This window comes from Acinetobacter thutiue, assembly GCF_030385805.1.
In the GTDB taxonomy this organism is placed as follows: domain Bacteria; phylum Pseudomonadota; class Gammaproteobacteria; order Pseudomonadales; family Moraxellaceae; genus Acinetobacter; species Acinetobacter corruptisaponis.
In genome coordinates this window covers 100,315-123,080 of the sequence record NZ_JAUDZE010000005.1, presented here as the reverse complement: position 1 = coordinate 123,080, position 22,766 = coordinate 100,315, and the positions used below count along the sequence as shown (strand labels likewise).

Sequence of the window (22,766 nt, the reverse complement as noted above, 5' to 3'; positions counted from 1 at the left end):
GCGGAAGCGATGTATGTCAGCGACACCAAAACCCAAAGTGACTGTGGTTTTAGCAAATTTAGGTACGCCAGACCAAGCCACTGTGCCAGCAGTACGTCGTTTCTTAAAACAGTTCTTATCCGATACCCGTGTCATTGAAATCCCCAAATTACTGTGGTGGATTATCCTGCATCTGTTTGTACTGACTTTTCGACCTAAGCGGGTTGCCGAAGCTTATGCATCGGTCTGGTCCAAAGATTCCCCAATGCGGGAAATTGTGCTTGAACAAACACGTTTGGTTAAGCAACGTTTGCAGGAAGAAAATCATCAGTTTGACCTCACGGTTGTCCCTGCGATGACTTATGGGCAACCGAGCATTTATGATGTCTTGGCACAACTGGAAAAAACACCGCAAGAGCATGTGATTCTGTTACCGCTATTTCCCCAGTATTCAGCCACCTCAACTGCACCATTGTATGATGCCTTTGCCAGATGGATTCCACAGCAGCGTCATTTGCCAGGACTGACCCTCATCAAGGATTACTATCAGCATCCGCTGTTTATTCAGGCATTGGCGGATAGTGTTCTCAACTATCAGGCTGAACATGGCAAGCCTGAAAAGTTATTGATGTCATTTCATGGCATTCCCCAGCCTTATGCGGACAAGGGTGATCCTTATGCCGACCGTTGCCGAATCACTGCCCGTTTAGTTGCAGATGCCTTGCATCTGAAAGATGAGGAATGGGCGATTAGTTTCCAATCACGTTTCGGAAAACAGGAATGGGTCAAGCCCTATACCGATCAGTTATTACAACAATGGGGTAAGCAAAAGGTTCAGTCCGTGCAGGTGATTAGTCCCGCATTTTCGGCGGATTGTCTGGAAACGCTGGAAGAGTTGGCGATGCAGAATAAGGAGATTTTCCAGCATGCGGGCGGTGGTGAATATGCCTATATTGCTGCGCTGAATACCGATCAGGCACATATTGATTTGCTTGCCAGTCTGGTTCAGGCTAATCTTGATGCCCTAACCCATACCTTAGCCCACCGTTAACTGCGTTTTAGCCAGAGGTTTTTATGCTACAAGTCAAAATTGTCCCTGTGACTGCCTTTCAACAAAACTGCTCGATTTTATGGGACAGTGAAACCAAAGACGCGATTTTGATTGATGCAGGCGGTGATGCAGCAGTGCTGAAAAAAGAAGTCGAAGCCTTGGGTCTGCATGTGAAAGCGTTATGGCTCACCCACGGACATCTTGATCATGCGGGCGCGGTCGGTGAGCTGGTTGGTACATGGAAAGTGCCTGTGATTGGCCCACATAAAGAGGATCAATTCTGGCTAGACATGATTCAGGAAGTTTCGGCACGTTATGGCTTCCCGATTCCACAACCCGTCAAGGTCGATCAGTGGCTAGAGGGTGGTGAAGTGCTGAAACTGGGTGAGGATGAGTTTGAGGTGCGTTTTGCGCCTGGTCATACCCCAGGCCATGTAATGTTCTACAATGCCAAACATGGCTTATTATGGACGGGCGATGTCCTGTTCAAGGGTTCGATTGGGCGTACTGATTTTCCTAGAGGAAATCACCAGCAATTGCTGGATTCCATCCAGCGTGAATGTTTTAGTTTGCCTGATGACACGCAATTTATTTCAGGGCATGGGCCAATGAGCACCATTGGTTATGAAAAGAAATTTAATCCTTTTGTGGCAAGCAAAGCAGGCTAATCTGAATGATGAATTCTTCTGTATAAAGGATTCCGTTTATACAGAAGAAATGCTGAACTCCTTAGATGCAACCATTAAACCGTTTCTAACCATTTTTGGTTGGCCAGATTCAGGTCAAAATTTAAATGGTTACAAATGGTCTGCAAGTCAAAAGAAGCCTTGTCCTCTGGGATCTGGATCAGAATGGGCAGGCGGGTAATTCCATTGTCTCCCGTTGGAAATGCATAGTGCCGTTCTTTGTGGTTGACTGAGATCAGTGACTCAAATTCCAGATACACTGTCAGGGACGGAAAACGACGCTGGATACGGATAATCTCCTGATGGGCATGTTTCTTGATTTGAGAGGTTTTCTGCTTGAGTTTAAGAATATTGTCCTTGATCTTCTGTGGTTTATTCAGCAGCTTGCTTAAAAAAGACGAGCTCTGTTTCAGCTGGCGTTGATTTTCCTTGAGCTCATAAAAGGCATCTTTGTACTCCTGTAGGGAGCTGATACTAATATCCTTTAGGATATTGGTCGGTTCCAGGGCCTCAGTATGATGTTTTTTCCATTCATCATAAGAAAACACGGTAAATACATCGGAATGTCTTTTTTGCAACAAAGTGGCATAGGATTTGAGTCGGGCAATGAACAGGATCACCTGTTTGTTGAAGATGATCGAGGGCTGTGACTGAAACTCGGTGAAATGGCGGATCAGCTCATCCAAAGTCTGCTTCACACTGATATAGAGATAATTGCATTCATCTATGTGGTGTACCGCATGTTTTAGGGCATCTGCAATCGGCTCAAGAATGTTGGTGCATAACTTCTGCTCAAAATCAATCAGCCGTTGCTCAACCAGTTTTTCAAGAAATACACCACTTGGGTTGAGTGGTTCCATGAGAAAGGGAATCAGGGTTTTATGGGTATACAGTTCGATGTTGCGAACAATATCGGACACATAATGGTTGACCTGTGCATCAATCGTCACAATTCGGCCAACCTGCCACTGGAATTGCTCAAGATGTGCCTCATCCTCAATCTTATCCAAATGCAGGATGGCTGAGTTGACGTAAATGTTCTCACATGCCTCAAATTTTTCCTCCTGTAAGAATCGGCGAATGGAAAAGGTGTTCATCTGGCTTTCTGGGCTGGGTGCCAGTGCAAAGATATATTTTGAGGTTTTGACAATATCCAGTTGTCTGGACTTCTGCTGTTTATATAAAAAGTATTTGAGGATATGGTCTTTTTCCTCCCTGAGCTGATGCGAGCGAAGAATATTGAATGTATATTTTAAAAGCTGTTGTTTGAGGAACACTTCGGTGATGAAAGTCTTGATCACCGCTGTATCTATATGCCTTTGGTTGGCTGGCAGGTGGATTTCTTGCTTTGCCAAAATGATTTGGGCTGCGGCGTAGATGAACTCCCTTAAAATCAGTTTCTTTTGTTCCTGTAGGTCAAAATCATCTTCAGTGTCGATCTGGTGAATCTGGCTGAGAATATTCTCCAGATAGTCAGAAATGTCATGGATGTCGTTATATTTCCTCAGCTTATCCAGAGAGTCTGCAATTCTGGTGGTCAGTAGCTTGATATGTGCATACGCAATCTTTTCAGTGAGCAAATGAAAGTCATGTTTTGCCAGATATGAAAAAGTATGCTCTTTTCTGTTCCAGTGAATTTTTTTAAGTTGCAAAATATCTTGACAGATATTTTCCCACTCTGCTGGAGATGCCTTGGAAAACAGAGCCTGTAATGCATCTTGCCAATGGATGTCTAAATTGGGATCAATCTGTGTTGCCAACACCTTAAGCTGGTAGGGAATATAGTTATTCATTGTCACTTCCTGATAAATTTAAATTTTTTATTCACTACGCTGACTTCTTATAAAAATGGTCAAAAATAAACCAGCGCGATATGTAATTTGTAATAGTTGATTGGTTCATATGGCTTATGGAATCAAGATTTGCACAAGGTCATAAAAAAGTAAATTACTGTGATGTAATTCTCATATTTAAAATATGTAAGTTTTTATTAATAATTATTTTTATAAAACAGGCGTGGGATAAGTAGTGAATCCTATTCTTATCCTTTTAAATAAGGAAGATGATTAATCCTCATAATCATCTTCATGGCGTTTGAGATCCGCCTGAGGCGCATCCTGAGTTGGGAGTTTATATTCATCACTTGCCCAGGCACCCAGATCAATCAATTTACAGCGTTCTGAGCAGAATGGACGAAAATCATTATTTTCCCATGTGCTTGGCTGGCCACAACGAGGGCAGGGAAAGGTACGGGGCATAGAAAATTCCTAAGGCAGCAAGTAAATAGATTAGGCAAACGTCAGGTGAGTTGTTAGACTTATGCCGATTTATAGATAGTTTGATGGGATTATGTTGATTCGTCAATTTCAAGCACAACGCATGCAGGCACCACGTGATTTTCAGCCGATTCCAGATATCCCAATCTGCGTGGAGATTGGGGCTGGAAAAGGCAGGCATGCCTTGTTGTTCACTGCTGAACATCCGCAGGCAACCTTGTATGCAATTGAACGAACCAGAGAAAAGTTTGTGGCGATGCAGAAACAGCATCAACTGGAGCCGCGTGAACATTTAAATCCCATCCATGCCGATGCCTTGCCCTGGGTGGTGCATGCCCTGTTTCCAGCACAGGTTGAACAGTTTTTTATTCTCTATCCCAATCCAGAGCCGCATAATCCAGCACAACGCTGGTTGAACATGCCATTTTTCGAATTCCTGATTTCCCGCCTAAAACCGAATGGTACGATTACGCTGGCGAGCAACATTCCAGCATATATTGACGAAGCAGAGCAACAGCTCATTGATGTGTGGAAATTGCCTTATGAAAAACAAAAGATTGCAACAGACTCAGCCCGTACCCATTTTGAGATCAAGTATCTGGAGCGTGGTGAACTGTGCCAACAGTTGCTGATCACTAAACCACAGGACTACCAGACCTGTTTTGATGATTTTGCACCGTTGCAGGGGCGGAACATACAAGGGCAGCCTGATGGCGAATAAGCGTATTGCGATTATTGGCGCAGGCCCAGCAGGATTGATGGCGGCTGAAGTGCTGAGCCAATACGATTACGATATTGAGGTTTATGAGCAAAAACCATCAGTGGCACGCAAGTTTTTAATGGCAGGCAAAACGGGACTGAATATTTCCCATGCCGAGCCTGTCGAAACGTTTATACAGCGTTATGACCATGCTGAATGGCTAGGCCCCTGGATTGGGCAATGGGATGCTGAATGGATTCAGGACTGGATGCAAGGTCTGGGCATTGAATCCTACATTGGCAGTTCTGGGCGGGTATTTCCTGTGGAGATGAAAGCTGCACCGTTGTTGCGGGCTTGGTTAAAACGTCTAATGGCGGATGGCGTGAAATTTCATTATCGCCATCGTTGTGTGGCGTTGTCTGGTAATCAATTAACCGTTGAAAATCAAACGCAAACATTCACAAAAAGTTATGACACGATTGTCTTGGCCTGTGGTGCAGTGTCATGGCCGCAGTTGGGCAGCGATGGTGGCTGGCAACACTGGTTATCCTCAAATGAAATTAAGCCATTTCAGGCCAGTAATGTCGGTGTTTTAAAGGCTTGGTCACCGTTTATGCAGGACTGTTTTGGTCAGCCACTCAAGCGTGTCAATGCATGGGTACAGCCTGACCAGCAAACGCATGGCGATATTGTGGTGACGCATTATGGTTTGGAAAGTGGAGTTATTTATAAACTGGGACGTGAGTTAAGACAGCTTGCAGCCCAGAATCAGCTCTTGCAACTGCATCTGGACTTACTCCCTGATATTACGATTGAACAATTAAAAAAGAAATTGCAGGGCAATAAAAAGCAGTCCATTACCAATATTTGGCGTAAGGCAGGTTTGGACCATGTGAAGATCAATTTACTACGAGAAGTGGTGGATAAAAATCTGTGGTCACAGCCTGAAATGATGGCAAGGCAGATCAAACAGTTAAGCATTGCCCTGGATGGTTTCCGCCCAATTGAGGAAGCGATTAGCTGTGCAGGTGGGGTAAAGCAAGTAGCCTTATCTTCACAATTGCAATTAAAATCTAATCCCTATCTTTTTTGCTGTGGAGAAATGTTGGATTGGGATGCACCGACAGGTGGATATTTACTAACGGCCTGTTTTGCCACAGGGCGAGCGGCAGGGCAAGGCGTACATCAACTATTGAATGCAGCCATATAATATTTATCTTGTTGTTGAGCTTTCAAAAATGCTAGTTTTTAGAAAACTTTAATTAGGATAATGGGCATGTCTCAAGTTACCCCTATTTACCACGGAAGTTGTTTATGTAATGGCATCCATTATGAGATTCATGGTGAAATTGGCGAGATTGTGCAATGCCACTGTCAACGCTGCCGTAAAGCCAATGGCACAGCCTTTGCTACCAATGCCCCGATTCACAGTGCAGATTTTAAAATTGTGCAGGGTGAAAACCTAATTAAAAAGTTTGAAGTGTCGGGGGTGTACCGTTGGTTTTGTGGTGAATGTGGTTCACCGCTGATCAGCTCGCGTGATACACAGCCAGAGCTTTATCGTTTGAGAATTGGTACTTTAGATACTCAGCTACAACAAAAGCCGACTATGCATATCTTTGTTGCTTCTAAAGCTGAATGGGATTGTATTGCCGATGATTTACCGCAATATGCTGAACGTCCTTAAACTCTCAATGTGATTCCCATGATTTTTGATACAGTCTCCCTCAGTCCAACCGAAGCCTATCGTTTACTGGTCGGTGGAGTCACGCCGCGTCCAATTGCATGGATCAGTACCCGATCCGCTGATGGGATTGACAATATTGCCCCTTACTCATTTTTCAATGTGGCTAGTTGTAATCCTCCGATCCTGTGGTATTCACAGGTCAATCCACAAAGTGGTCAGGATAAGGACACCTTGAGAAATTTAATTGCGACCAGGGAATGTGTGGTACATATTGTGAATTCCCAGTTAATGGAAAAGATGAATTTATCCTGTGCCTTGCTTCCCCCTGAGCAGAGTGAGTTTGATTTTGCTGAGATTGAGTCATGTGCTGGCAATAGTGTTGAAGCGTTGGCAGTGAGAGATTCTCCCATTCGTTATGAATGTCATTTAAGGGAAGTGATTCAATTGAGTAGCCTGCCATCAGGTGGAACGGTTGCCTTGCTGGATGTGAAGTCTATTTATGTCGATGACCGTCTTTGGAATGGGACGATGATCAACCAGCAGCAGTTGGATAGCGTAGGCAAAATGGGTGGAGATTTTTATAGTTTAACCACTGAGCTACGCAAACTGGAAAGGCCTTAAAATAGAATAGATTAAAAAAGACAGGAGGCTTTAGCACCTCCTGTTTTTATTACTTTGCTGTTAAAGCTTCACCCTCAAACTTCACACCATCCCAGCCATTCTGCATAAACTGGCGGATATTCTGGTGGTCGCTTGCTTCAGGTGTGGCAAGTACAGAGGCATAATGTTCCGCAAACAAATTGAGGGTATCCTGTTGGCTTAAACCCTTAAGTTTGGCAAAAGAGAACACTTTGGCACTGCCCTGATTTTCAGTTGCCGCATTAAACTGCGCGCCATTTTGAAAAGCGGTTGGCGTATGTTGATAACGCGCCTCGATAAATGCCAACACATCTGCAAACTTTGCAGAACCATCTTTTAATTGTGCCAATAATTCTTGAGTCATATTCAGTTCCCTGTTCATCAAATGAATGGCAGCATCATAGCATTGAATCAATGGAATTGAAGAGGACGGGAATTAAACTGGACGCAGCAACACAGGCAGTTTATGCTCAGGGAAAGAATTAACCTACTGAATAATAATGAATCGCCATGATTTTAAACCACCAAGACAGACACTATTTTTCAATTTTTTAGCCAGACTGCTCGCCTGTGGTGTGTTGTTGCAACTGCGCCGTATGTTGATGCGAGTGTTGCCATTTATGCGTTTGCAAAGTCGGGTCAGCAATATTGTTTATCTGTCATGGCTGGTAGATGCTGAACAGGTTCGGCAACGCTATCCTCAACAGGTGACATTGTGGGAGAAACAGGGCAAAACCATTTTTACAATTTTGACCTATCAGCACCATCATTTTGGATTCCAGTTTTTAGGCAGGCTACGAAAATGGATGCCATCCCCCCAGCAAAGCAATTGGCGGTTTTATCTGGATGACTCACATCCCAAGACGGTGATATTTGAACAGGTGATGTTAGACCAGTATCTATATGTGTTGGGTGGGCGTTTGGCCAGTGATGTGATGCCTGCCCAGTATGCACTTATATTTCAGCATCAGTATCATAAGCAGCAAAAAAGCATTCATACTGACATCATGCTTGATCCTGCCTACTCATTTGCCAGCAATGTACAAATCACAGGGGAAAAACGCCTGCCAGACTCATGGCAGAACGTGTTTACCTCATGGGATGAGGCGGTACATTTCCTTGTTGATCAGGATCATGCATGGGCTGAATGGGTCGACCAGCCACAACGGCTGTCACAGGGCGATATTGAAATGCCGATACAGTTTCAGCAGATTCAGGCAGCAGAGATGATTTCCCTAAAAGCCCCTCAACTGTTACAGCAATTGGGTTTGGAGGATAATGCCGAAGTATTTGCCTTTGTGGTGCCTGAACTGGATTTCCATGTCATCGGCGAGCAGGTTTTAGCCAGCTCCTCCTAAACTGTGGATAACTTAAACCTTATGCACAGCCTTATCACCGCCTAAAAACAGCAGTTGAGTTGTCGCAGAATTATGTTATTTTAGAGCAAAGGAGATGGCATTCCTCCTGTTACAAACCGCCATAGTGGCTAATGATGCCTACGTGACCCTGAACAGGGGACGTAGGTTCGTGCGTACTCTGTTCTCTATTTGGAGTTCGCAGATGAAAAATTTCCAGCACAATCTTTATAAATCCATGTCCAATCCACTATTTTCTCCAAAGCTTAATTTGGAGTGAGCCATGTATTATCCTTTAATTTCAATTGCCTTGGGTTCTGTGCTGGGTGCATGGCTACGCTGGTTTCTGGGTTTAAAGCTGAATCCCATTTTTCCAGATATTCCTTTAGGTACGGTCACCGTTAATTTTGTGGGTGGCTTTATTATTGGCTTTGCAATTTCTTATTTTTCCCAAAGTGCGCTGAGTCCCAATTATAAACTATTTGTGATTACGGGGTTTTGTGGTGCATTGACCACGTTTTCCACTTTTTCTGCTGAAATTATTGCCCTGTTGCAAAGTGGCAAGCTGGGCTACGCCTGTACAGCGATTTTAATTCATGTGATTGGGTCGTTGCTGTTTACCATTCTGGGCATGAGCCTGCATCAGTGGTTGACGGCTGCTTAATTTAAAAAGATGAGCAACAGCTAATTTGGGCATAAAAAAAGAAGTCTAAGAGGAGGAGATAGAACCTTAGACTTCGAATTATGTCAGTTTAATCAATAAAACTTAAAACTAGATTAAGCCTTGCGGTTAAAGCGGGAAAAGCGTTTGTTAAAGCTGGCGACACGACCCTCATTGCTGGCCTGACGCACTTCACCTGTATAAAACGGATGTGATGCGCTGGAAATATCCAGTGTGACATAGGGATAAATCTTGCCCTGATATTCCTTGGTCTGTTTGGTTTGAATGGTGCTTCCAATCAGGAAATAGGCATCGGCATTGGTGTCGTGAAAAAGAACCTGTTGATAGGCGGGATGAATATCTTTACGCATTGTGAACTACTCCATTATTTAAAGAAATGTTATAACATAACAATAAATGAAGTCAATTTAATCTATTTCAAGTTTTGCCTTAATGAGAATAAACCCTCATGGATGAATGGTTAAGGTAATTGCTGTTTAAGTTAAGTGGTTTGAGCGTGAAAAACCCGAATACTTCATATCTCTATTTATAAAAATCTATGATTGATACATATTTTGATATGAAAAATATTCTTAAGCTACTGTTTAATAGTTATTTTATAAGAATAGATATTTAGGATGTTATCTGAATTGAACCCGAATAAAAGATCGGATTAAGATGGTGTTGCTTTATATGGATTGGTTTGCACGCAAACTGGATATGCAGGCAAACATTGGAAAAATACGCCACATCATCTTATTTTAGAATATAGGGAATTGCGATGCTTGTAAGGAAATTAAAACAATCTGTGGGTAAATTGATGAACTCCACCATTGAGTACCCTGATTTTACCAAGAAAATCCCGTTCCCAATCCGTCATCTTGAGTTTAGGTTTGATGGGCAGAATTTCTATAACAATTTTTACCGCAATGCAGAGCTGGCAAGTGCCTATGTAACAGCGATGTCGATTTTCCTGACCTATGGTGAGGAACTGGTGATTGAAACGGCACGTTATCACCGTGATTTTGTGAATGACCCGATTCTAAAACAGCGTGTAACCGCTTTAATTGGTCAGGAGGCGATCCATTCTAAAGTACACAATGCATTTAATGACCAGACTCTGGCAAACCATCAATATCCTGTACGTTTTTATCGTTTTTTGGCGGAAAATGTTTTCAAGTATGGTTTTCACCGTTTTCCCCAGCCGTTGAAATTATCACTGATGGCAGGTATTGAGCATTTTACTGCGGTATTTGCAGAATTTGCCATGAAGCATGATGCGGAGATCTGGGCAAAAGAAATCGATGACAAGACCAAGGGCTTATGGATGTGGCATTTTATGGAGGAATCGGAACATAAGGATGTCGCTTATGATGTCTTCCAGTTGATTTCAGGCAATTATACCCTGCGTATTACAGGCTTCTTCCTTGCCAGTTTTACCATTATGGGGCTGGTTTTCGCTGGTGCGGTAGGCATTCCAGTTTTAAGACGGCCATTGAATGCAATAAGTCCGCGTTATTGGAAAGATGTGGCCTACAGCCTAAATGTACTGTGGAATCCCCAGAATGGCGTTTTTGGCAGTACAGTTGGGCATGTGATGGAGTATCTGCGCCTAGATTTCCATCCGAATGACCATGACACAACTGCATATCTGCAAGACTATAAGCAAAAGTTGTTAAATCCTGAAACAGGCTTGCTTATCCCTTATTTCACCAAAGAATTTATGCCAAAGATTCAGGCGGCATGATAAAAACCTGCATCAGGCTTTAATTGGGAACCAGTTCCTCAAACAGGTCATTCAGGTTGTCATGCACCTTAAGATGGATCAGGTTCCAATAATGTCCTGAAATGGTACGGTTGACCATTAATGTATCTGGAGATGGCTTAAATACATCCCAGTATTTCAATGATTTTTTCACCAATCGCATGCCATCATGATGGGATGAGTTTTCGGCAAAGTCATAATGGGTGCTTAATGGACGTAACAGTACTTCAATCCACTGGACATACAGTTCGCTTGGAAATTTCTGTTTTTCAGCAATTGAATGCAGTTCAACCAGTAAATCCTCAACCTGGGCAATATCCTCCTGACGTGCCGCATTTACCAGGGCCTTAAAGTGCTGAATCAGTTCTGGCGAAAGGGTTTTGACACTGCCATAGTCATAGATGATGACACTGCCATCTTCCCGAAAGGCAAAATTGCCTGGATGGGGGTCACAATGGAAGCGTTTCAGGAAGAACATCTCCTGCCCTAGGGCACGGATCAGGCGGCGGCCAATCTGGTTGCGGGTTTCAACCGACCATGTACTTGCGGTTTCAATGGATTCGCCCTGTTCCAGGCTTAGGGTGAGTACCCGTCGGGAAGAATATTGTTTATAAACTGTTGGAATAATCACTTGATCATCAAGCTGTTCATGGAAAGTCTTGAATACTTCCAGATTTTGCGCCTCGATTTCGTAGTTTAGCTCGGCGGAAAGGCTATCCTGAATTTCCTGAAACAACTGATCCTGTAATTTTTTATCAATCTTTAAAACACCCATTAAACGCAGGGCAAGACGCACCTGTTTTAAGTCGCTTTCACAGGCTTGGTCAACGCCAGGATATTGCACTTTCACCACCACCGCCTGCCCGTCAGGGAGTACTGCACGATGCACCTGACCAATCGAGGCTGCCGCGAAAGGCTCTGGCTCAAATGAGGTAAAAATCTCATTCAGTGGTTTGCCCAACTCTTTTTCAACCTGCTGCTTGATTTCAGCAAAAGGCATGGCTGGGGCCTGACGTTGCAGTTTGGCAATCGCCTTGGCGACTTCAGGTGGGAAAATGTCTTTGTATTGTGAGGCGATCTGTCCGACTTTCATCACTGCGCCTTTCATTTCTCCAAGTGTATCGGCAATCTGTAAACCGATTTCCTGAAAAAGCTGGCTACGTGCCGCATTTTTTTGTTCTTCATCTGCGGTCAGGTTGCGAATGGAGTTGGCAACGCTTTTGCTGGCGATGCTTGCAGTCATGCCCGCCAGTTTTAGAAAACGTTTACTGGGAGAGCTTGCATGCTTTGCCATGATGGTTGGACCCCTGTGATCTGATTTTAAGCGATACCCTGATCATAGGCGACAAAACTTAAATTGCCTAGATGAAAATGTTAAGTCGTGTAAGTCTTATGAATCAATCACTCAATCTTGTTGATATTTACTATCGTGAGGGCAGTATCCACGCTACCCTCATGATAGCAACTGAATCGGAGCTGTTGCTTATGGATTTGAGCTTGTCAGTTGCATCAAACGTTTATTATTCAAATATAAACGACCAATCAACAGGACACAGGCTATGGTTAAACCAATGATCAGGCCCAGCCAGACACCCGCCACGCCCCAAATGGTATAGCGGGCCAAGTATAAGCCAATTGGAAAGGCCACCACCCAATACGCCATCAGGGTAATCCACATCGGAGCCTGTGTATCCTGCATGCCACGCAGACAGCCTGCCGCACTGACCTGCCAGCCATCCACCAATTGGTATGCCATTGCGAACCAGAGCAGGTACATGGCAATCGGCATGATGTGTACATCATTGGTATAAATCGCCACGATATAGGGACGGGCCAGGGCAATCAGGGCCATGGTACAGGCTGCAAAGATGGTCGCACTGATCAACCCGACTTTTTGTACCTGACGCATAGCGAGCCAGTTTTTCTCGCCATAATACATGCCGACCCGAATGGTTAAGGCTATCGCTAACGATAGGGGAATCATAAACAGTTGTGACGTGACTGAAATGGCAATTTGGTGCGCTGCAATTGCATTTTCCCCCAATGGACTGAGGACAATTGCACCCGTACTAAAGATACTCACTTCAAAGAAAACCGCCAGACCAATCGGAAAGCCCAGCTTTAAAATCCGTTTTGTCCAGCCTAGGTCCAGCTTTTCCCATTGGGTAAAGATCGGTGCCTGTTTGTAAGCCTGGGCCCTGGAAATATAGATTGCCAAAGTGATGAACATCAACCATTGCAGGATTGCTGTGGCAAATCCACAGCCTGCGCTTCCCAATGCTGGAATAGGGCCAAATCCATACATGAAAACAAGGTTCAGGGGGATCAGCGCCAATAAGGCAAGTAGGCTAATTGCTGTAACAGGACGGGGATGTCCCAATGCCTCGGAATAACTGCGCAGGGCGGCGTACATCATCACTGCGGGCATGCCAAAACCAATGGCATGCAGGAACAGGCTGGCTTTGGGGAGTAAGCTTTCAGGTACACCAAACAGGGGTAAAAAGAATGGCATGCCTTGCAGGATCAGCATGGCAACCACTCCAAGAATTGCGGCAACCCATAAGGACTGGCGTGCAATGGTTGGGATTTTCTCAGGTGTTTTTGCGCCCCGTGCCTCCGCAACCAGTGGTGTGGTGGCAATCATGATGCCTGCAAACAGCAGCATAATCGGAATCCACAGCCCCACACCAATCGCGATTGCGGCGAGGTCGGCTGCGGATAAGTGGCCTGCCATAATCGTGTCAATCAAGCCTAAACCCGCCTGGGCGAACTGTGTAATCAGGATGGGTAACATCAGGTGAAACAGTTGCTTAAGTTCAAACCGTGCAGTGTGGGTGTGGGGCACAAAAAATACTCTTTAAAATTGTGAAAAATCAGCGTTGTAAAGTCAGTAAAACACCAATAAAAATGACAATACCGCCCAGTAGGCGCTGCCAGTTGACAGGGGTTTTCTCTGTCCCTAACCAGCCAAAATGATCCAGTAACATGGAAATAACAAGCTGCCCAAAAATGACCAAACCCGTAAATGTTAAGAAGCCAAGTTTAGGTGCAGTATAAATGCTCATACTAATTGCATAAACCCCAAGTATTCCACCCAGCCACAAAAACCACGGAATGTGTGAAAGTTCACTTAAACTTGGTTTTGCTGCGCTCTGGAAATAGACCATAACCGCAAGAATAATTGTACCAAACAAAAATGAAATAAAAGCGGCCTGTATGGGCGAGTGTAAATATGTTTTAAGCTGGGTATTTATTGCGGTTTGAAATGCCATTGCAATACCAATTCCCAAAGCGAGGGGAATGATAAAAAGTAACTGGCTTGAGAGTTTGATCATATTTATATCATTCATTATTCTTGGTGGTCTCATACATAACATAGATGATGAGCCGTTGATTAGTCGAGTCATGTTAAAATAATTAAGTTCTGTTATTGAGCTTATATTTTGAGTGAATTAAATCCAGCCCTTATTCCACTTTCACTTTATATCCATATGCCTTGGTGTGTGCGCAAGTGCCCATACTGTGACTTTAACTCACATGCTGTACCCGATGGTCAATTGTCCACCGTCCTGGAACAGCGGTATCTGGCGGCATTGGTGGCTGACTTTGAAACTCAGGTGCAAATGGCTCAGGGACGCTCCATCCATAGCGTGTTTATTGGGGGGGGGACGCCATCGCTGATTTCTGCACAGGGCTATGCATGGTTATTTGAACAGCTCAGGGCTCGTCTGGACTTTGAGCCTGATTGTGAAATTACTTTGGAAGCCAACCCTGGAACAGTTGAACATGATCCTTTTGCAGACTATCTTGCCGTAGGCATTAACCGATTGTCGATTGGCGTGCAAAGTTTTAATATAGAACATTTACAGCGCTTGGGGCGGATTCATTCTGCCCATAATGCGCTCAGTGCCATTCAGCAGGCGCGGCAGGCAGGCTTTCAGCGTGTTAATGTGGATTTAATGCATGGTCTACCCCAGCAAACCCTTGAACAGGCTCTAACTGACCTCAAACTTGCGGTAGAACAGGGTGCAACCCATATCAGTTGGTATCAGTTGACCATTGAGCCGAATACCGTTTTCTTCCGTACCCAACCCGTGCTTCCACAGGATGAACTGTTGGAGCAGATACAGGAGCAGGGCGAAGCTTATTTAAAGGCACAGGGCTTTATCAATTATGAGGTTTCCGCATGGCGTAAAGAACAGCCATCGGCACATAACCTGAACTATTGGCAGTTTGGAGATTATTTGGCAATTGGAGCGGGGGCACATGGTAAAGTCACCCGTCCAGATGGGGTTTATCGTTTTCAGAAAACCCGTTTGCCCAGGGATTATTTAGCCAAGGTTCCTGCGGATCATCTCCAGATGAAAAAGATTGAAGCCGATGAATTGCCTTTTGAATTTATGATGAATGCCTTGCGTTTAAATGATGGAGTTAATGCCGAACTTTATGGGCAGCGTACAGGACTTGAACTAAATGATCTGAATAAAACATTGAACCAATTGCGTGAAAAGAATTTATTGGTTAACGATTTAAACCGCATCTCATGTACTGAACAGGGGCATGTATTTTTAAATTCAGTGTTGGAAGCGTTTTTAGAGTAGGGGCGTATTGCATACGCCCTATCTAATTTAATATTTAGCCCTTAATGTCAGCATGAAATTGCGCGGTTCGCCGTACCAGTTATAACCACTTGCATCACCAATTGTTTGCCAATAAACCTTGTCAAACAGGTTGTTTACCCGAAATGAGGCATTGAGGTGAGGATTGATTTGGTAACTGACCTGGGTTCCCCAAACTGCATGGCTGGGAGAACTAAATTTATAGTCTACATAAGGCGCGCCCCATTTACCTGTATTGGCATCGTAAGTGGTAGGCGTTGAACCTGTGGCATATTGTTCAGACTGTGCTGAAACGTTCATTCCAATTGTCCAGTCCTCTATTTGATAATCAAGCCATGCTTTGAGCGTGTGATAGGGCTGGGTAATCTTGCGCCATGAAATCGTTTTAAAGTCGTCCTTGTTGTCAAAATAAGTATAACCAATCGAACCTGTGAGCTTAGGCAGAATTTCCCCTGTTAATTCCAGTTCTAAACCACTCATTACCGCCTTACCAGAACCAATATAACAGCATGAACTACCATTACCATCATCTACAGTTTCGGTATAAATCAATGCAGCTTCATTTTTACGTTCAGTACGATAAGTGGATACAGAGAGATTCCCTCGACCATCCCATAAATCACCCTTTAGCCCAATTTCATAGGTACGGCCTGTAATCGGGTCAAGTGGTTTTTTATTGACATCTAAACGATTGGCCTGTGATTTAAATGTTTCGGCTGTACTTGCATATACCAGCCAGTCTTTGGTTAGGTCATAAGTCAAGCCAATGAATGGTACAAACACATTTTTGTCTTCATAATCATAGGTGATTTTTCCATCGCCATCTTTTTGCAAGAAATCATAGTTGTTTAACCTTGCACCCGTGATGATTTTTAATGGGTCTGTGAGTTGCCATTTTACTGTGCCATATAACCCCAGTTGCTTGGTATATAAGGTACGAATAGGTGTGTAGTCATGGCTGATCGGTCTGGCAATGGCCGCATCATGGTCAAAGCTAAAAATATTAAAGGTATAGTTGGCTGAACGTTGTCCTGCAATATAATGAAAAGGGTCTTCCTTATCTTGATAATCTATGCCGAATACGGTGCTATGTTGTTTGCCAAATAGATTGAACTTCCCTTGAATATTAATATCAGCAACCCATGAATCAGGTTCACCACCATTTTTGATATAGGATAGTGATGTCATATTGGTTATGGGATCAACTGAACCCGCCAATCGAGAATACTCATTTAGTTTTAGCAGGTGTTCTTTGGTTACATTCAGTTTGAGCTTCCAGTCATCATTAAACTCGTGATTTAATGCTGCAAAATACTGGGTACTTTCCGCCTCAATATTTGACCAGTTGGCGATGAATGAAGTCTTGCGGTCAAATCCAATATCACGGCCATCTATATAACGCGGTAAACCAATCCAGTCTTGTTTACCCTGCAATTTGTCGTAATTAAATCCGATTGAGGCTGTTGTTGAGGGTAAAATATCGTATTCCAGAATACCATAGAGGGATTTGCGGTTTTTTTCTGCCACCTCATAGAAAAAATCCTGATCATTCCATGTTCCGACCAAGCGTCCCCGCAATACTCCATCCAGTGCGATTGGTCCTGTTACATCCAGTGAGGTACGGTAATTGTTCCAGCTACCTGCTGACAGTTCCGCCATCACCTGATTTGCTTTTAACGGCTTCTTGCGTACCAGATTGACACTGGCACTCGGTTCCCCATTTCCATTAAACAGTCCATCCGCCCCGCGTAATACCTCAATTTGTTCAAACTGGGATAAATCCTGAAGTTTGAGGGCGCTGGAAACACCATCAACACGTATATTCTGGATTTCCAACCCACGTGAAACAAATGTGTCATCAAATACTGAGCCTTGCCATAAACTGACCCCTGTTACCTTATCTAGCGCATCAGACAAATCGGTAAGGTTTCGTTTATCCAGTTCATCCCGATTGATGATGCTGACAGACTGGGGCGTTTCCTTAATGGACTGTTCAGCCTTACCCAATGTTAATTTATTGGTTCTTTCTGCATTTACTGTAATCACAGGCAACTGTGCCACACCATTGCCATTTTGCTGGCGTGCCGAACGGCTTGCCTGAACATTGATATTTTGTAGTTTTCCAGCCTCATGCACCTGATTGCGTGGCTGGATGATCATCCATGTGCCATCATCACGCTTGATGAGCTGTAAACCTGTATTTTTCAGTAATTGGGTTATCCCTTGCTCGAAAGTATAGTTGCCCTTTAAGCCAGGAGTTTTCTGGCCTGCAACAAGGGCAGGGTCATAAGCCAGTTGCACACCTGAAAAACCTGCAAATTGGGCAAGTGCCTGATCAAGATTGCCTGCATCAACTTCAATGTTCTTGGCCACTGGTGTTGGAGCAGCCTGTATCCACGTAGATGTGGTCAGGAGTGAGCCACTTAATAATACCAACCGAATGGCATAACTTAAATGATTTTTCTGGTGAAGCATCTGATATTCCCCTGTAAATAAGTCTAAAAGGTCTACAATGAGACTCCTTTATTGACTTAACACTTGAAAATGAAAATCAGCTCACAAAAAATCAAATTTTTTATATTGGAAATACAGTGACTTAACAAACAGTCTATCCTGTCTATCTTTACATAATGAAACATTATATTAATAATAATGATTATTATTTATTTTTCTGCATGATGACTATGCCTCCCGAATCAGCTCTGTTTAATGAACATATTCATGGATTATATCGAGAGCATCAGTCGTGGCTATATGGCTGGCTATGTCGAAAAATGCAGAACCAGCATGACGCGGCTGATCTTACCCAGGATGCTTTTGTCAAAATCATGCTGCACTATAGCGATTATTACTATCAGGAACCTCGGGCATTACTCACCACCATTGCCAAAAGCCTGATGTCGAATCATTATCGGCGTAAGAAAATAGAACAAGCCTATTTAAATACATTGTTGCCAGAACAAGAGGGAATCACGATTTCGCTGGAACAGCAGATATTATTGATTGAGACCTTATCGGAATTATGTGAAATTATTGATGCGATGCCATTGCGTCAAAAACAGGTTTTTATATTGTCACAGCTACATGGGCTGAGTTATGGCAATATTGCCAAGCAATTAGGAGTTTCGATTGCCACGATTAAGCGGGATTTGACCAAAGCCATGATGCTTTGTTTTATGGCAATGGAATAAACCCAATGGATAGCAATGCCTCATCCCATTCGAGCCAACAAGAAAAAAAACAGGCGTATCAACAGGCAGCGGAATGGTATCTGTTAATGCAGGAACAGCCCTTGACTGCCCAGCAACAGGCAGAATTTGAGGCTTGGCAACAAGTCCCCCTGCATCAGCAGGTTTGGCAAAATGTCCGCATGTTTGATGACAAATTCCAGCGACTTCCAAAACAGCAGATTGCCAGAACGGTACAGCATTTCGATGCCAAATTACCAAAGCAGGCTGCTCAATTGTGCATTGTGCTATGTTCAGCTTTGGGGCTGCTGTATGTGGGGCAGGGAGTTCGACAACAGGATTATTTTCCAGAAATCTGGAGTTTTGACCCTGTGGAAATTTATCATACTGAACGGGGAATGCAGCAGCATTTAACTTTACAGGATGGCAGTCAGGTCTGGCTCAACAGTAACAGTAAAATTCGGGTGAAATATAATTCACAGCAACGACGGATTGAACTGGCAAAGGGTGAAATCTATATAGAAACCCATAAAGATACATTCAAACGTCAATTGAGTGTGCGGACTTCACATGGTGATCTGCTTGCATTAGGCACCGTGTTTAATGTGCGGTATTCTGCTGAGAAAACAGAATTATTGGTGCGGCAGGGTATCGTTCGTATTTTGACTAAAGATCGACAAACTCAACAAGATATTCCTGCACAACATGCAGCAACTTTTAATCAGGACAAAATTAGTCCGAAGTCTTATCAGGCAACGCATATGTTATGGCGACAGCAATTACTTGTGGTACATAGTATGCCGCTGGGACAGTTTATCAAGGAACTCACACCACATTATCAAGGTAAGATTCAGCTTGAACCAGCACTGGATGAGATTTTGATTTCAGGTTCTTATTCGACTCAGGATGTGGAAAAGACACTGAGCATAGTGGCAAATACACATCATTTAAACATACAGGTTAAGCCACAAAAAATTCAGTTAGCCCAATAAAAAACCTCATCAAAATGATGAGGTTTTTTAGAATCTGGTGGGTCGCCCGCGATTCGAACGCGGGACCAACGGATTAAAAGTCAAAGTAAGTGCTCATTATTTACATCATAAAATCAATGAATTATATTAATGGGTGTGATGAAAAAATGAATAAAATCAATAAGACCGCACGATAAACTATAACACCAAGAAAAATAAGGTTTTACGATTTCTATGTATCAGAAATATTGAGGCTACTCATTTGATAAGTCTAAGAAAAATAACAATCATATCGGACAGTTTTTTGAACAAAGACCTCAAATGAACCACAGACCATAGAGGTACATTCAATACTAAGTATCAGACTTATAAATGGTTTGAATGAACCGCAAAAGACCATGACAGTTTTATCGACAAGTTCAGACCGCAACCACAGATTTGACCATGTCATTACTTATACTCTATTTGTCCATGCAAGAATCGTTATGGCGTTAGCGTCAAGCTATAAAGCGTTGATTCCATTAGGGCAAGCAAATGCAGGGAGGATATCATTTTATCTATACAAGTGACCGATGTGGGGTGTGTTCGCATTTGAATTTTTTTCTTTTTAGAAAAACTCCCCCTTGAACTCTCTATTTTTTCTTTTGTTTTCATGTGAATACTCGAATTTTCAATGCGTCGTTTTTACTCCGCATTTGTATTATTTGGTAGCGTCATCACAATCATAGAGATCAGTCGCATCATGGTATGACGACTTCCGTACCAAATAATACAAATTCAACTAGGGGAGTGCTCAAACATGAAAATCGAAAATCATAATGAGACACGAAAAAAATAACCTCAAATACAGCGTAATTCATGGGAATAAAAGCGATTAACCTATGACGTTGTATCAAATGTATCATTTGAGCTGATCACTGCTTAAATGCTATAAAATGGTACTCATCGGGAAGTACCATTTTCAAACCATTGCTTTAGTCACAATCAAGCATGATCAATTCTTCTTTTGGCAGGTTGGCAATAAGATGACCAAATCTTGCACCAGAAAACTGATATTTGTCTAAAAGCTTCTGCTCGAATTGCAGTTTCTTACTATGCTGTGTTTTGGGGGAGGCTTGGTAGCTATACCCAAATCCGCCACCAATACTTAAAAAAATGACTTTCTTACAGTCGAGTGACTTCTTGTCATTCAATATCTGAACATGGGTATATCGTTTCAGAAAATTAATGATTTGGTCATGCTTGAATAGAATTTTGTCTTCTACCAATTCGACATATTTGAATGGGTGCTGAGCTAAAAAATGTTTGGTTGTTGCCAAACAGTCTAGACGTTGCAGATACTTATTCAAGCGTCGCTCTATATCTTTGACCGTATGGGTGATATTGAGGTTCTCTGATTTTTTGAGATAGTTGCCCAAACCAAACATCACCGCTTTGACAATAGGATTACTCTGATAGTCATAGTCAATTTTGCGGATCAATTCAACCTTGTCATTCAACAAGATTTGATGTGCATCCTCTAGGTTGGTGACGTATTGTGCGAGAAATACAGCCTGACCAAATATTTCATAGTGGAGTGGTTGTTCATCTTTCTTATAGGGCTGAATAAATAGAATATCGGAATCTTCTAAATATTGAGTGACTTTGGGATAGTCTTTAATACTGTTCGATTTCATGGCTCGGACGAGTGAAGCCATAACATCAGGGACAACCTGTTTTTGATGCTCAATCAGTGCAATTTTGGCTTGTTTGAACGCTTTGTCTAGGGCTTTATTCACCTGACACGCTGACGAAGACAAGGTGATTTTGGCATTGGGCAGCAATTGCTGAATGCGAAATTGAAGATAATGAATATTGCTGTAGCACTTGGCAAGATCAGTACGATAGAGTTTTGCCACAAGATTGGACTTGTTGAGAATGATTTTTTGACCATCATGCCAAAATGCTCTGACTTCAAAAGCTTCATTACTCATATTATTCAGCATCTTAACGTAGTCAACTTTACTGGAAATCATGTCACCCAAATCACGAATTTTATCTTGGGAAAACATATTTCTGATGCTCGTCAAAAAACTGATCATGTTTAAATACATGCCCTCTAATTCATCCATTATTTTGGTGTGCATTTTGCGACAATCAATTTTAGTTTTACTCATCTCCTGACTAAGATGAATAAAAATAGGGGGATTTGCCTGACGAGTACGACCAATAAACTGAACGATTTCTTCAGGATGAGCATGTCGTCCAATAAAATGGATACTATCTATTTCATTATGACGATTATTCAAATTGACGGCTTCATCTAAAATAGAAGTACAAATGATGACATCATAATTCAGACTTAATTCCGATGTTTGTAATATATCCCGACAGGATTTGCTATTCATTTCATCACGGTTGATCAGCATCACCCTGTAGCCTTTTTGGGCTAACATCACTTGCATGGCTTTGCCATCATCCTTGTTATTAACTCGCACGAGCGCAATTTTGGATTGCCCTGCCAGAGCGTTGCTTTCCAATCGCTTACATAGCGCAGGATAAAAATTCAGAATATGTGTTGCATCATAATGTGTGATGGTAATTTGACGCTGTACTGGATTGCTTGGTTCGATATGAAAATATCGAGTCAGGGCAGGAATGATCATCTTGCATAGATGTTCAGTCGGTGTTGCTGTTAAGTACAACACCTGACTGAATTGATTGCCATTAATCGTTGCTAGAATTGGTTGAATCGCCTTATCACGATAGCTTCCTGCACTGGAAAGCTTATGCACTTCATCAATAACCAATGTATATGGATCAAAATTCAATTGCGTTGCAGGGCTATGGCGAGTTTGATATGTAGCATGACGATAGTGCAACCATTGGTCGAAAGTCATGACCACGCTTTTTCTTTGAGTGATGGCGGATAAAACCTCCTCCCTGTTACTCATTTCACCATGACTGAACACCATCTCTTTGCTTGAGGCATAGTCCTGTTGAAGTTGCTTAATTTGAGAGACCATAGGGCATAACAGAATAATGGGGCGTTGTTTGGCTAAATGTTGCAAAACATAGGTTGTTTTGCCCAGACCCGTCCCTGCAATCAGCAGATTGTGACCATCACTCAAGCTAATCTTATGGGCAACATCCATGATTTTTTGCTTGTTTGGCAGACGAATACATTGTGGTTTAGGAAAAAAAGACATA

21 protein-coding genes and 1 riboswitch are annotated in these 22,766 nt (G+C 42.8%); of the genes, 12 read left to right on the top strand and 9 right to left on the bottom strand.

The window, feature by feature from the left end:
* Positions 1 to 13 precede the first annotated feature (13 nt).
* Positions 14 to 1,030 carry a ferrochelatase gene (gene hemH / locus QTA56_RS12185; RefSeq protein ID WP_267981209.1) on the top strand — a complete coding sequence of 339 codons (1,017 nt, stop codon included), beginning with the start codon at positions 14 to 16 and terminating at the stop codon, positions 1,028 to 1,030.
* Between the two features lie 23 nt (positions 1,031 to 1,053).
* The gene (locus QTA56_RS12180) at positions 1,054 to 1,698 is read left to right on the top strand and encodes an MBL fold metallo-hydrolase (RefSeq protein WP_267981208.1); all 645 of its coding nucleotides are present in this window, start codon (positions 1,054 to 1,056) and stop codon (positions 1,696 to 1,698) included.
* Between the two features lie 74 nt (positions 1,699 to 1,772).
* Here the strand turns inward: QTA56_RS12180 and QTA56_RS12175 are convergent, their stop codons facing one another.
* Both QTA56_RS12175 and QTA56_RS12170 read right to left on the bottom strand, forming a co-directional pair.
* Positions 1,773 to 3,509: a hypothetical protein gene (locus QTA56_RS12175; protein ID WP_267981207.1), complete on the bottom strand. Its 1,737-nt coding sequence runs from the start codon at positions 3,507 to 3,509 to the stop codon at positions 1,773 to 1,775.
* Between the two features lie 273 nt (positions 3,510 to 3,782).
* On the bottom strand, positions 3,783 to 3,974 hold the full coding sequence (locus QTA56_RS12170) for a DNA gyrase inhibitor YacG (protein ID WP_004680638.1): 192 nt from the start codon (positions 3,972 to 3,974) through the stop codon (positions 3,783 to 3,785).
* Positions 3,975 to 4,065: 91 nt separating this feature from the next.
* Here QTA56_RS12170 and QTA56_RS12165 point away from each other — a divergent pair, with 91 nt between their 5' ends.
* The 4 genes from QTA56_RS12165 to QTA56_RS12150 all read left to right on the top strand — a co-directional run bounded on the left by QTA56_RS12165 (position 4,066) and on the right by QTA56_RS12150 (position 7,000).
* Positions 4,066 to 4,713 carry a class I SAM-dependent methyltransferase gene (locus tag QTA56_RS12165; RefSeq protein WP_267981206.1) on the top strand — a complete coding sequence of 216 codons (648 nt, stop codon included), beginning with the start codon at positions 4,066 to 4,068 and terminating at the stop codon, positions 4,711 to 4,713.
* The gene (locus tag QTA56_RS12160; protein WP_267981205.1) at positions 4,703 to 5,902 is read left to right on the top strand and encodes a TIGR03862 family flavoprotein; all 1,200 of its coding nucleotides are present in this window, start codon (positions 4,703 to 4,705) and stop codon (positions 5,900 to 5,902) included. Before QTA56_RS12165 ends, QTA56_RS12160 begins: the two co-directional genes overlap by 11 nt.
* Before the next feature lie 66 nt (positions 5,903 to 5,968).
* Entirely contained in the window at positions 5,969 to 6,379 is a 411-nt protein-coding gene (locus QTA56_RS12155; RefSeq protein WP_267981204.1) for a GFA family protein, read from the top strand.
* Between the two features lie 18 nt (positions 6,380 to 6,397).
* Positions 6,398 to 7,000 carry a flavin reductase family protein gene (locus QTA56_RS12150; RefSeq protein WP_267981203.1) on the top strand — a complete coding sequence of 201 codons (603 nt, stop codon included), beginning with the start codon at positions 6,398 to 6,400 and terminating at the stop codon, positions 6,998 to 7,000.
* A gap of 49 nt (positions 7,001 to 7,049) precedes the next feature.
* Here the strand turns inward: QTA56_RS12150 and QTA56_RS12145 are convergent, their stop codons facing one another.
* Positions 7,050 to 7,382, bottom strand: coding sequence for a HopJ type III effector protein (locus QTA56_RS12145; RefSeq protein WP_267981202.1), 333 nt, complete (start codon positions 7,380 to 7,382; stop codon positions 7,050 to 7,052).
* Between the two features lie 136 nt (positions 7,383 to 7,518).
* On the opposite strand from QTA56_RS12145, the gene QTA56_RS12140 reads away from it, so the two are divergent.
* On the top strand, positions 7,519 to 8,376 hold the full coding sequence (locus QTA56_RS12140) for a DUF2071 domain-containing protein (protein ID WP_267981201.1): 858 nt from the start codon (positions 7,519 to 7,521) through the stop codon (positions 8,374 to 8,376).
* Between the two features lie 81 nt (positions 8,377 to 8,457).
* A riboswitch (Fluoride riboswitch) is annotated at positions 8,458 to 8,524 on the top strand.
* 132 nt (positions 8,525 to 8,656) lie between these two features.
* Positions 8,657 to 9,037 carry a fluoride efflux transporter CrcB gene (gene crcB / locus QTA56_RS12135; RefSeq protein WP_267981200.1) on the top strand — a complete coding sequence of 127 codons (381 nt, stop codon included), beginning with the start codon at positions 8,657 to 8,659 and terminating at the stop codon, positions 9,035 to 9,037.
* A gap of 113 nt (positions 9,038 to 9,150) precedes the next feature.
* Here crcB and QTA56_RS12130 read toward each other — a convergent pair whose 3' ends face one another.
* Positions 9,151 to 9,405: a type B 50S ribosomal protein L31 gene (locus QTA56_RS12130; RefSeq protein ID WP_267981199.1), complete on the bottom strand. Its 255-nt coding sequence runs from the start codon at positions 9,403 to 9,405 to the stop codon at positions 9,151 to 9,153.
* 410 nt (positions 9,406 to 9,815) lie between these two features.
* Between QTA56_RS12130 and QTA56_RS12125 the strand changes: the two genes are divergently transcribed.
* Complete coding sequence (locus QTA56_RS12125) at positions 9,816 to 10,781, top strand: metal-dependent hydrolase (protein WP_267981198.1); 966 nt, start codon at positions 9,816 to 9,818, stop codon at positions 10,779 to 10,781.
* Between the two features lie 19 nt (positions 10,782 to 10,800).
* Here the strand turns inward: QTA56_RS12125 and QTA56_RS12120 are convergent, their stop codons facing one another.
* From QTA56_RS12120 to QTA56_RS12110, 3 genes are all read right to left on the bottom strand, one after another.
* A complete protein-coding gene (locus tag QTA56_RS12120; RefSeq protein WP_267981197.1) occupies positions 10,801 to 12,093 on the bottom strand; it encodes an ABC1 kinase family protein in 1,293 nt (430 codons plus the stop codon).
* Positions 12,094 to 12,282: 189 nt separating this feature from the next.
* Complete coding sequence (locus tag QTA56_RS12115; RefSeq protein WP_289821552.1) at positions 12,283 to 13,644, bottom strand: MATE family efflux transporter; 1,362 nt, start codon at positions 13,642 to 13,644, stop codon at positions 12,283 to 12,285.
* A gap of 28 nt (positions 13,645 to 13,672) precedes the next feature.
* Complete coding sequence (locus QTA56_RS12110) at positions 13,673 to 14,134, bottom strand: DMT family transporter (RefSeq protein ID WP_267981196.1); 462 nt, start codon at positions 14,132 to 14,134, stop codon at positions 13,673 to 13,675.
* A 108-nt stretch (positions 14,135 to 14,242) separates the two neighbouring features.
* Here QTA56_RS12110 and hemW point away from each other — a divergent pair, with 108 nt between their 5' ends.
* Entirely contained in the window at positions 14,243 to 15,400 is a 1,158-nt protein-coding gene (gene hemW / locus QTA56_RS12105) for a radical SAM family heme chaperone HemW (RefSeq protein WP_267981195.1), read from the top strand.
* Positions 15,401 to 15,427: 27 nt separating this feature from the next.
* Here hemW and QTA56_RS12100 read toward each other — a convergent pair whose 3' ends face one another.
* The gene (locus QTA56_RS12100; protein WP_267981194.1) at positions 15,428 to 17,893 is read right to left on the bottom strand and encodes a TonB-dependent siderophore receptor; all 2,466 of its coding nucleotides are present in this window, start codon (positions 17,891 to 17,893) and stop codon (positions 15,428 to 15,430) included.
* A 209-nt stretch (positions 17,894 to 18,102) separates the two neighbouring features.
* Here QTA56_RS12100 and QTA56_RS12095 point away from each other — a divergent pair, with 209 nt between their 5' ends.
* The gene (locus QTA56_RS12095) at positions 18,103 to 18,609 is read left to right on the top strand and encodes a sigma-70 family RNA polymerase sigma factor (RefSeq protein WP_267981193.1); all 507 of its coding nucleotides are present in this window, start codon (positions 18,103 to 18,105) and stop codon (positions 18,607 to 18,609) included.
* A gap of 5 nt (positions 18,610 to 18,614) precedes the next feature.
* Entirely contained in the window at positions 18,615 to 19,598 is a 984-nt protein-coding gene (locus QTA56_RS12090; RefSeq protein ID WP_267981192.1) for a FecR family protein, read from the top strand.
* A gap of 953 nt (positions 19,599 to 20,551) precedes the next feature.
* Here the strand turns inward: QTA56_RS12090 and QTA56_RS12085 are convergent.
* Positions 20,552 to 22,765: a DEAD/DEAH box helicase family protein gene (locus QTA56_RS12085; protein ID WP_267981191.1), complete on the bottom strand. Its 2,214-nt coding sequence runs from the start codon at positions 22,763 to 22,765 to the stop codon at positions 20,552 to 20,554.
* Position 22,766 lies beyond the last annotated feature (1 nt).

What these genes read in the sequence shown, in the direction of transcription:
- QTA56_RS12085 (WP_267981191.1), bottom strand. Translation starts at nt 22,765, where the DNA reads ATGTCTTTTTTTCCTAAACCACAATGTATTCGTCTGCCAAACAAGCAA.
- QTA56_RS12095 (WP_267981193.1), top strand. Translation starts at nt 18,103, where the DNA reads ATGCCTCCCGAATCAGCTCTGTTTAATGAACATATTCATGGATTATAT.
- QTA56_RS12120 (WP_267981197.1), bottom strand. Translation starts at nt 12,093, where the DNA reads ATGGCAAAGCATGCAAGCTCTCCCAGTAAACGTTTTCTAAAACTGGCG.
- QTA56_RS12140 (WP_267981201.1), top strand. Translation starts at nt 7,519, where the DNA reads ATGAATCGCCATGATTTTAAACCACCAAGACAGACACTATTTTTCAAT.
- hemH (WP_267981209.1), top strand. Translation starts at nt 14, where the DNA reads ATGTCAGCGACACCAAAACCCAAAGTGACTGTGGTTTTAGCAAATTTA.
- QTA56_RS12130 (WP_267981199.1), bottom strand. Translation starts at nt 9,405, where the DNA reads ATGCGTAAAGATATTCATCCCGCCTATCAACAGGTTCTTTTTCACGAC.
- QTA56_RS12155 (WP_267981204.1), top strand. Translation starts at nt 5,969, where the DNA reads ATGTCTCAAGTTACCCCTATTTACCACGGAAGTTGTTTATGTAATGGC.
- QTA56_RS12150 (WP_267981203.1), top strand. Translation starts at nt 6,398, where the DNA reads ATGATTTTTGATACAGTCTCCCTCAGTCCAACCGAAGCCTATCGTTTA.
- QTA56_RS12160 (WP_267981205.1), top strand. Translation starts at nt 4,703, where the DNA reads ATGGCGAATAAGCGTATTGCGATTATTGGCGCAGGCCCAGCAGGATTG.
- QTA56_RS12110 (WP_267981196.1), bottom strand. Translation starts at nt 14,134, where the DNA reads ATGATCAAACTCTCAAGCCAGTTACTTTTTATCATTCCCCTCGCTTTG.
- QTA56_RS12175 (WP_267981207.1), bottom strand. Translation starts at nt 3,509, where the DNA reads ATGAATAACTATATTCCCTACCAGCTTAAGGTGTTGGCAACACAGATT.
- crcB (WP_267981200.1), top strand. Translation starts at nt 8,657, where the DNA reads ATGTATTATCCTTTAATTTCAATTGCCTTGGGTTCTGTGCTGGGTGCA.
- QTA56_RS12090 (WP_267981192.1), top strand. Translation starts at nt 18,615, where the DNA reads ATGGATAGCAATGCCTCATCCCATTCGAGCCAACAAGAAAAAAAACAG.
- QTA56_RS12170 (WP_004680638.1), bottom strand. Translation starts at nt 3,974, where the DNA reads ATGCCCCGTACCTTTCCCTGCCCTCGTTGTGGCCAGCCAAGCACATGG.
- QTA56_RS12125 (WP_267981198.1), top strand. Translation starts at nt 9,816, where the DNA reads ATGCTTGTAAGGAAATTAAAACAATCTGTGGGTAAATTGATGAACTCC.
- QTA56_RS12180 (WP_267981208.1), top strand. Translation starts at nt 1,054, where the DNA reads ATGCTACAAGTCAAAATTGTCCCTGTGACTGCCTTTCAACAAAACTGC.
- QTA56_RS12145 (WP_267981202.1), bottom strand. Translation starts at nt 7,382, where the DNA reads ATGACTCAAGAATTATTGGCACAATTAAAAGATGGTTCTGCAAAGTTT.
- QTA56_RS12165 (WP_267981206.1), top strand. Translation starts at nt 4,066, where the DNA reads ATGTTGATTCGTCAATTTCAAGCACAACGCATGCAGGCACCACGTGAT.
- QTA56_RS12100 (WP_267981194.1), bottom strand. Translation starts at nt 17,893, where the DNA reads ATGCTTCACCAGAAAAATCATTTAAGTTATGCCATTCGGTTGGTATTA.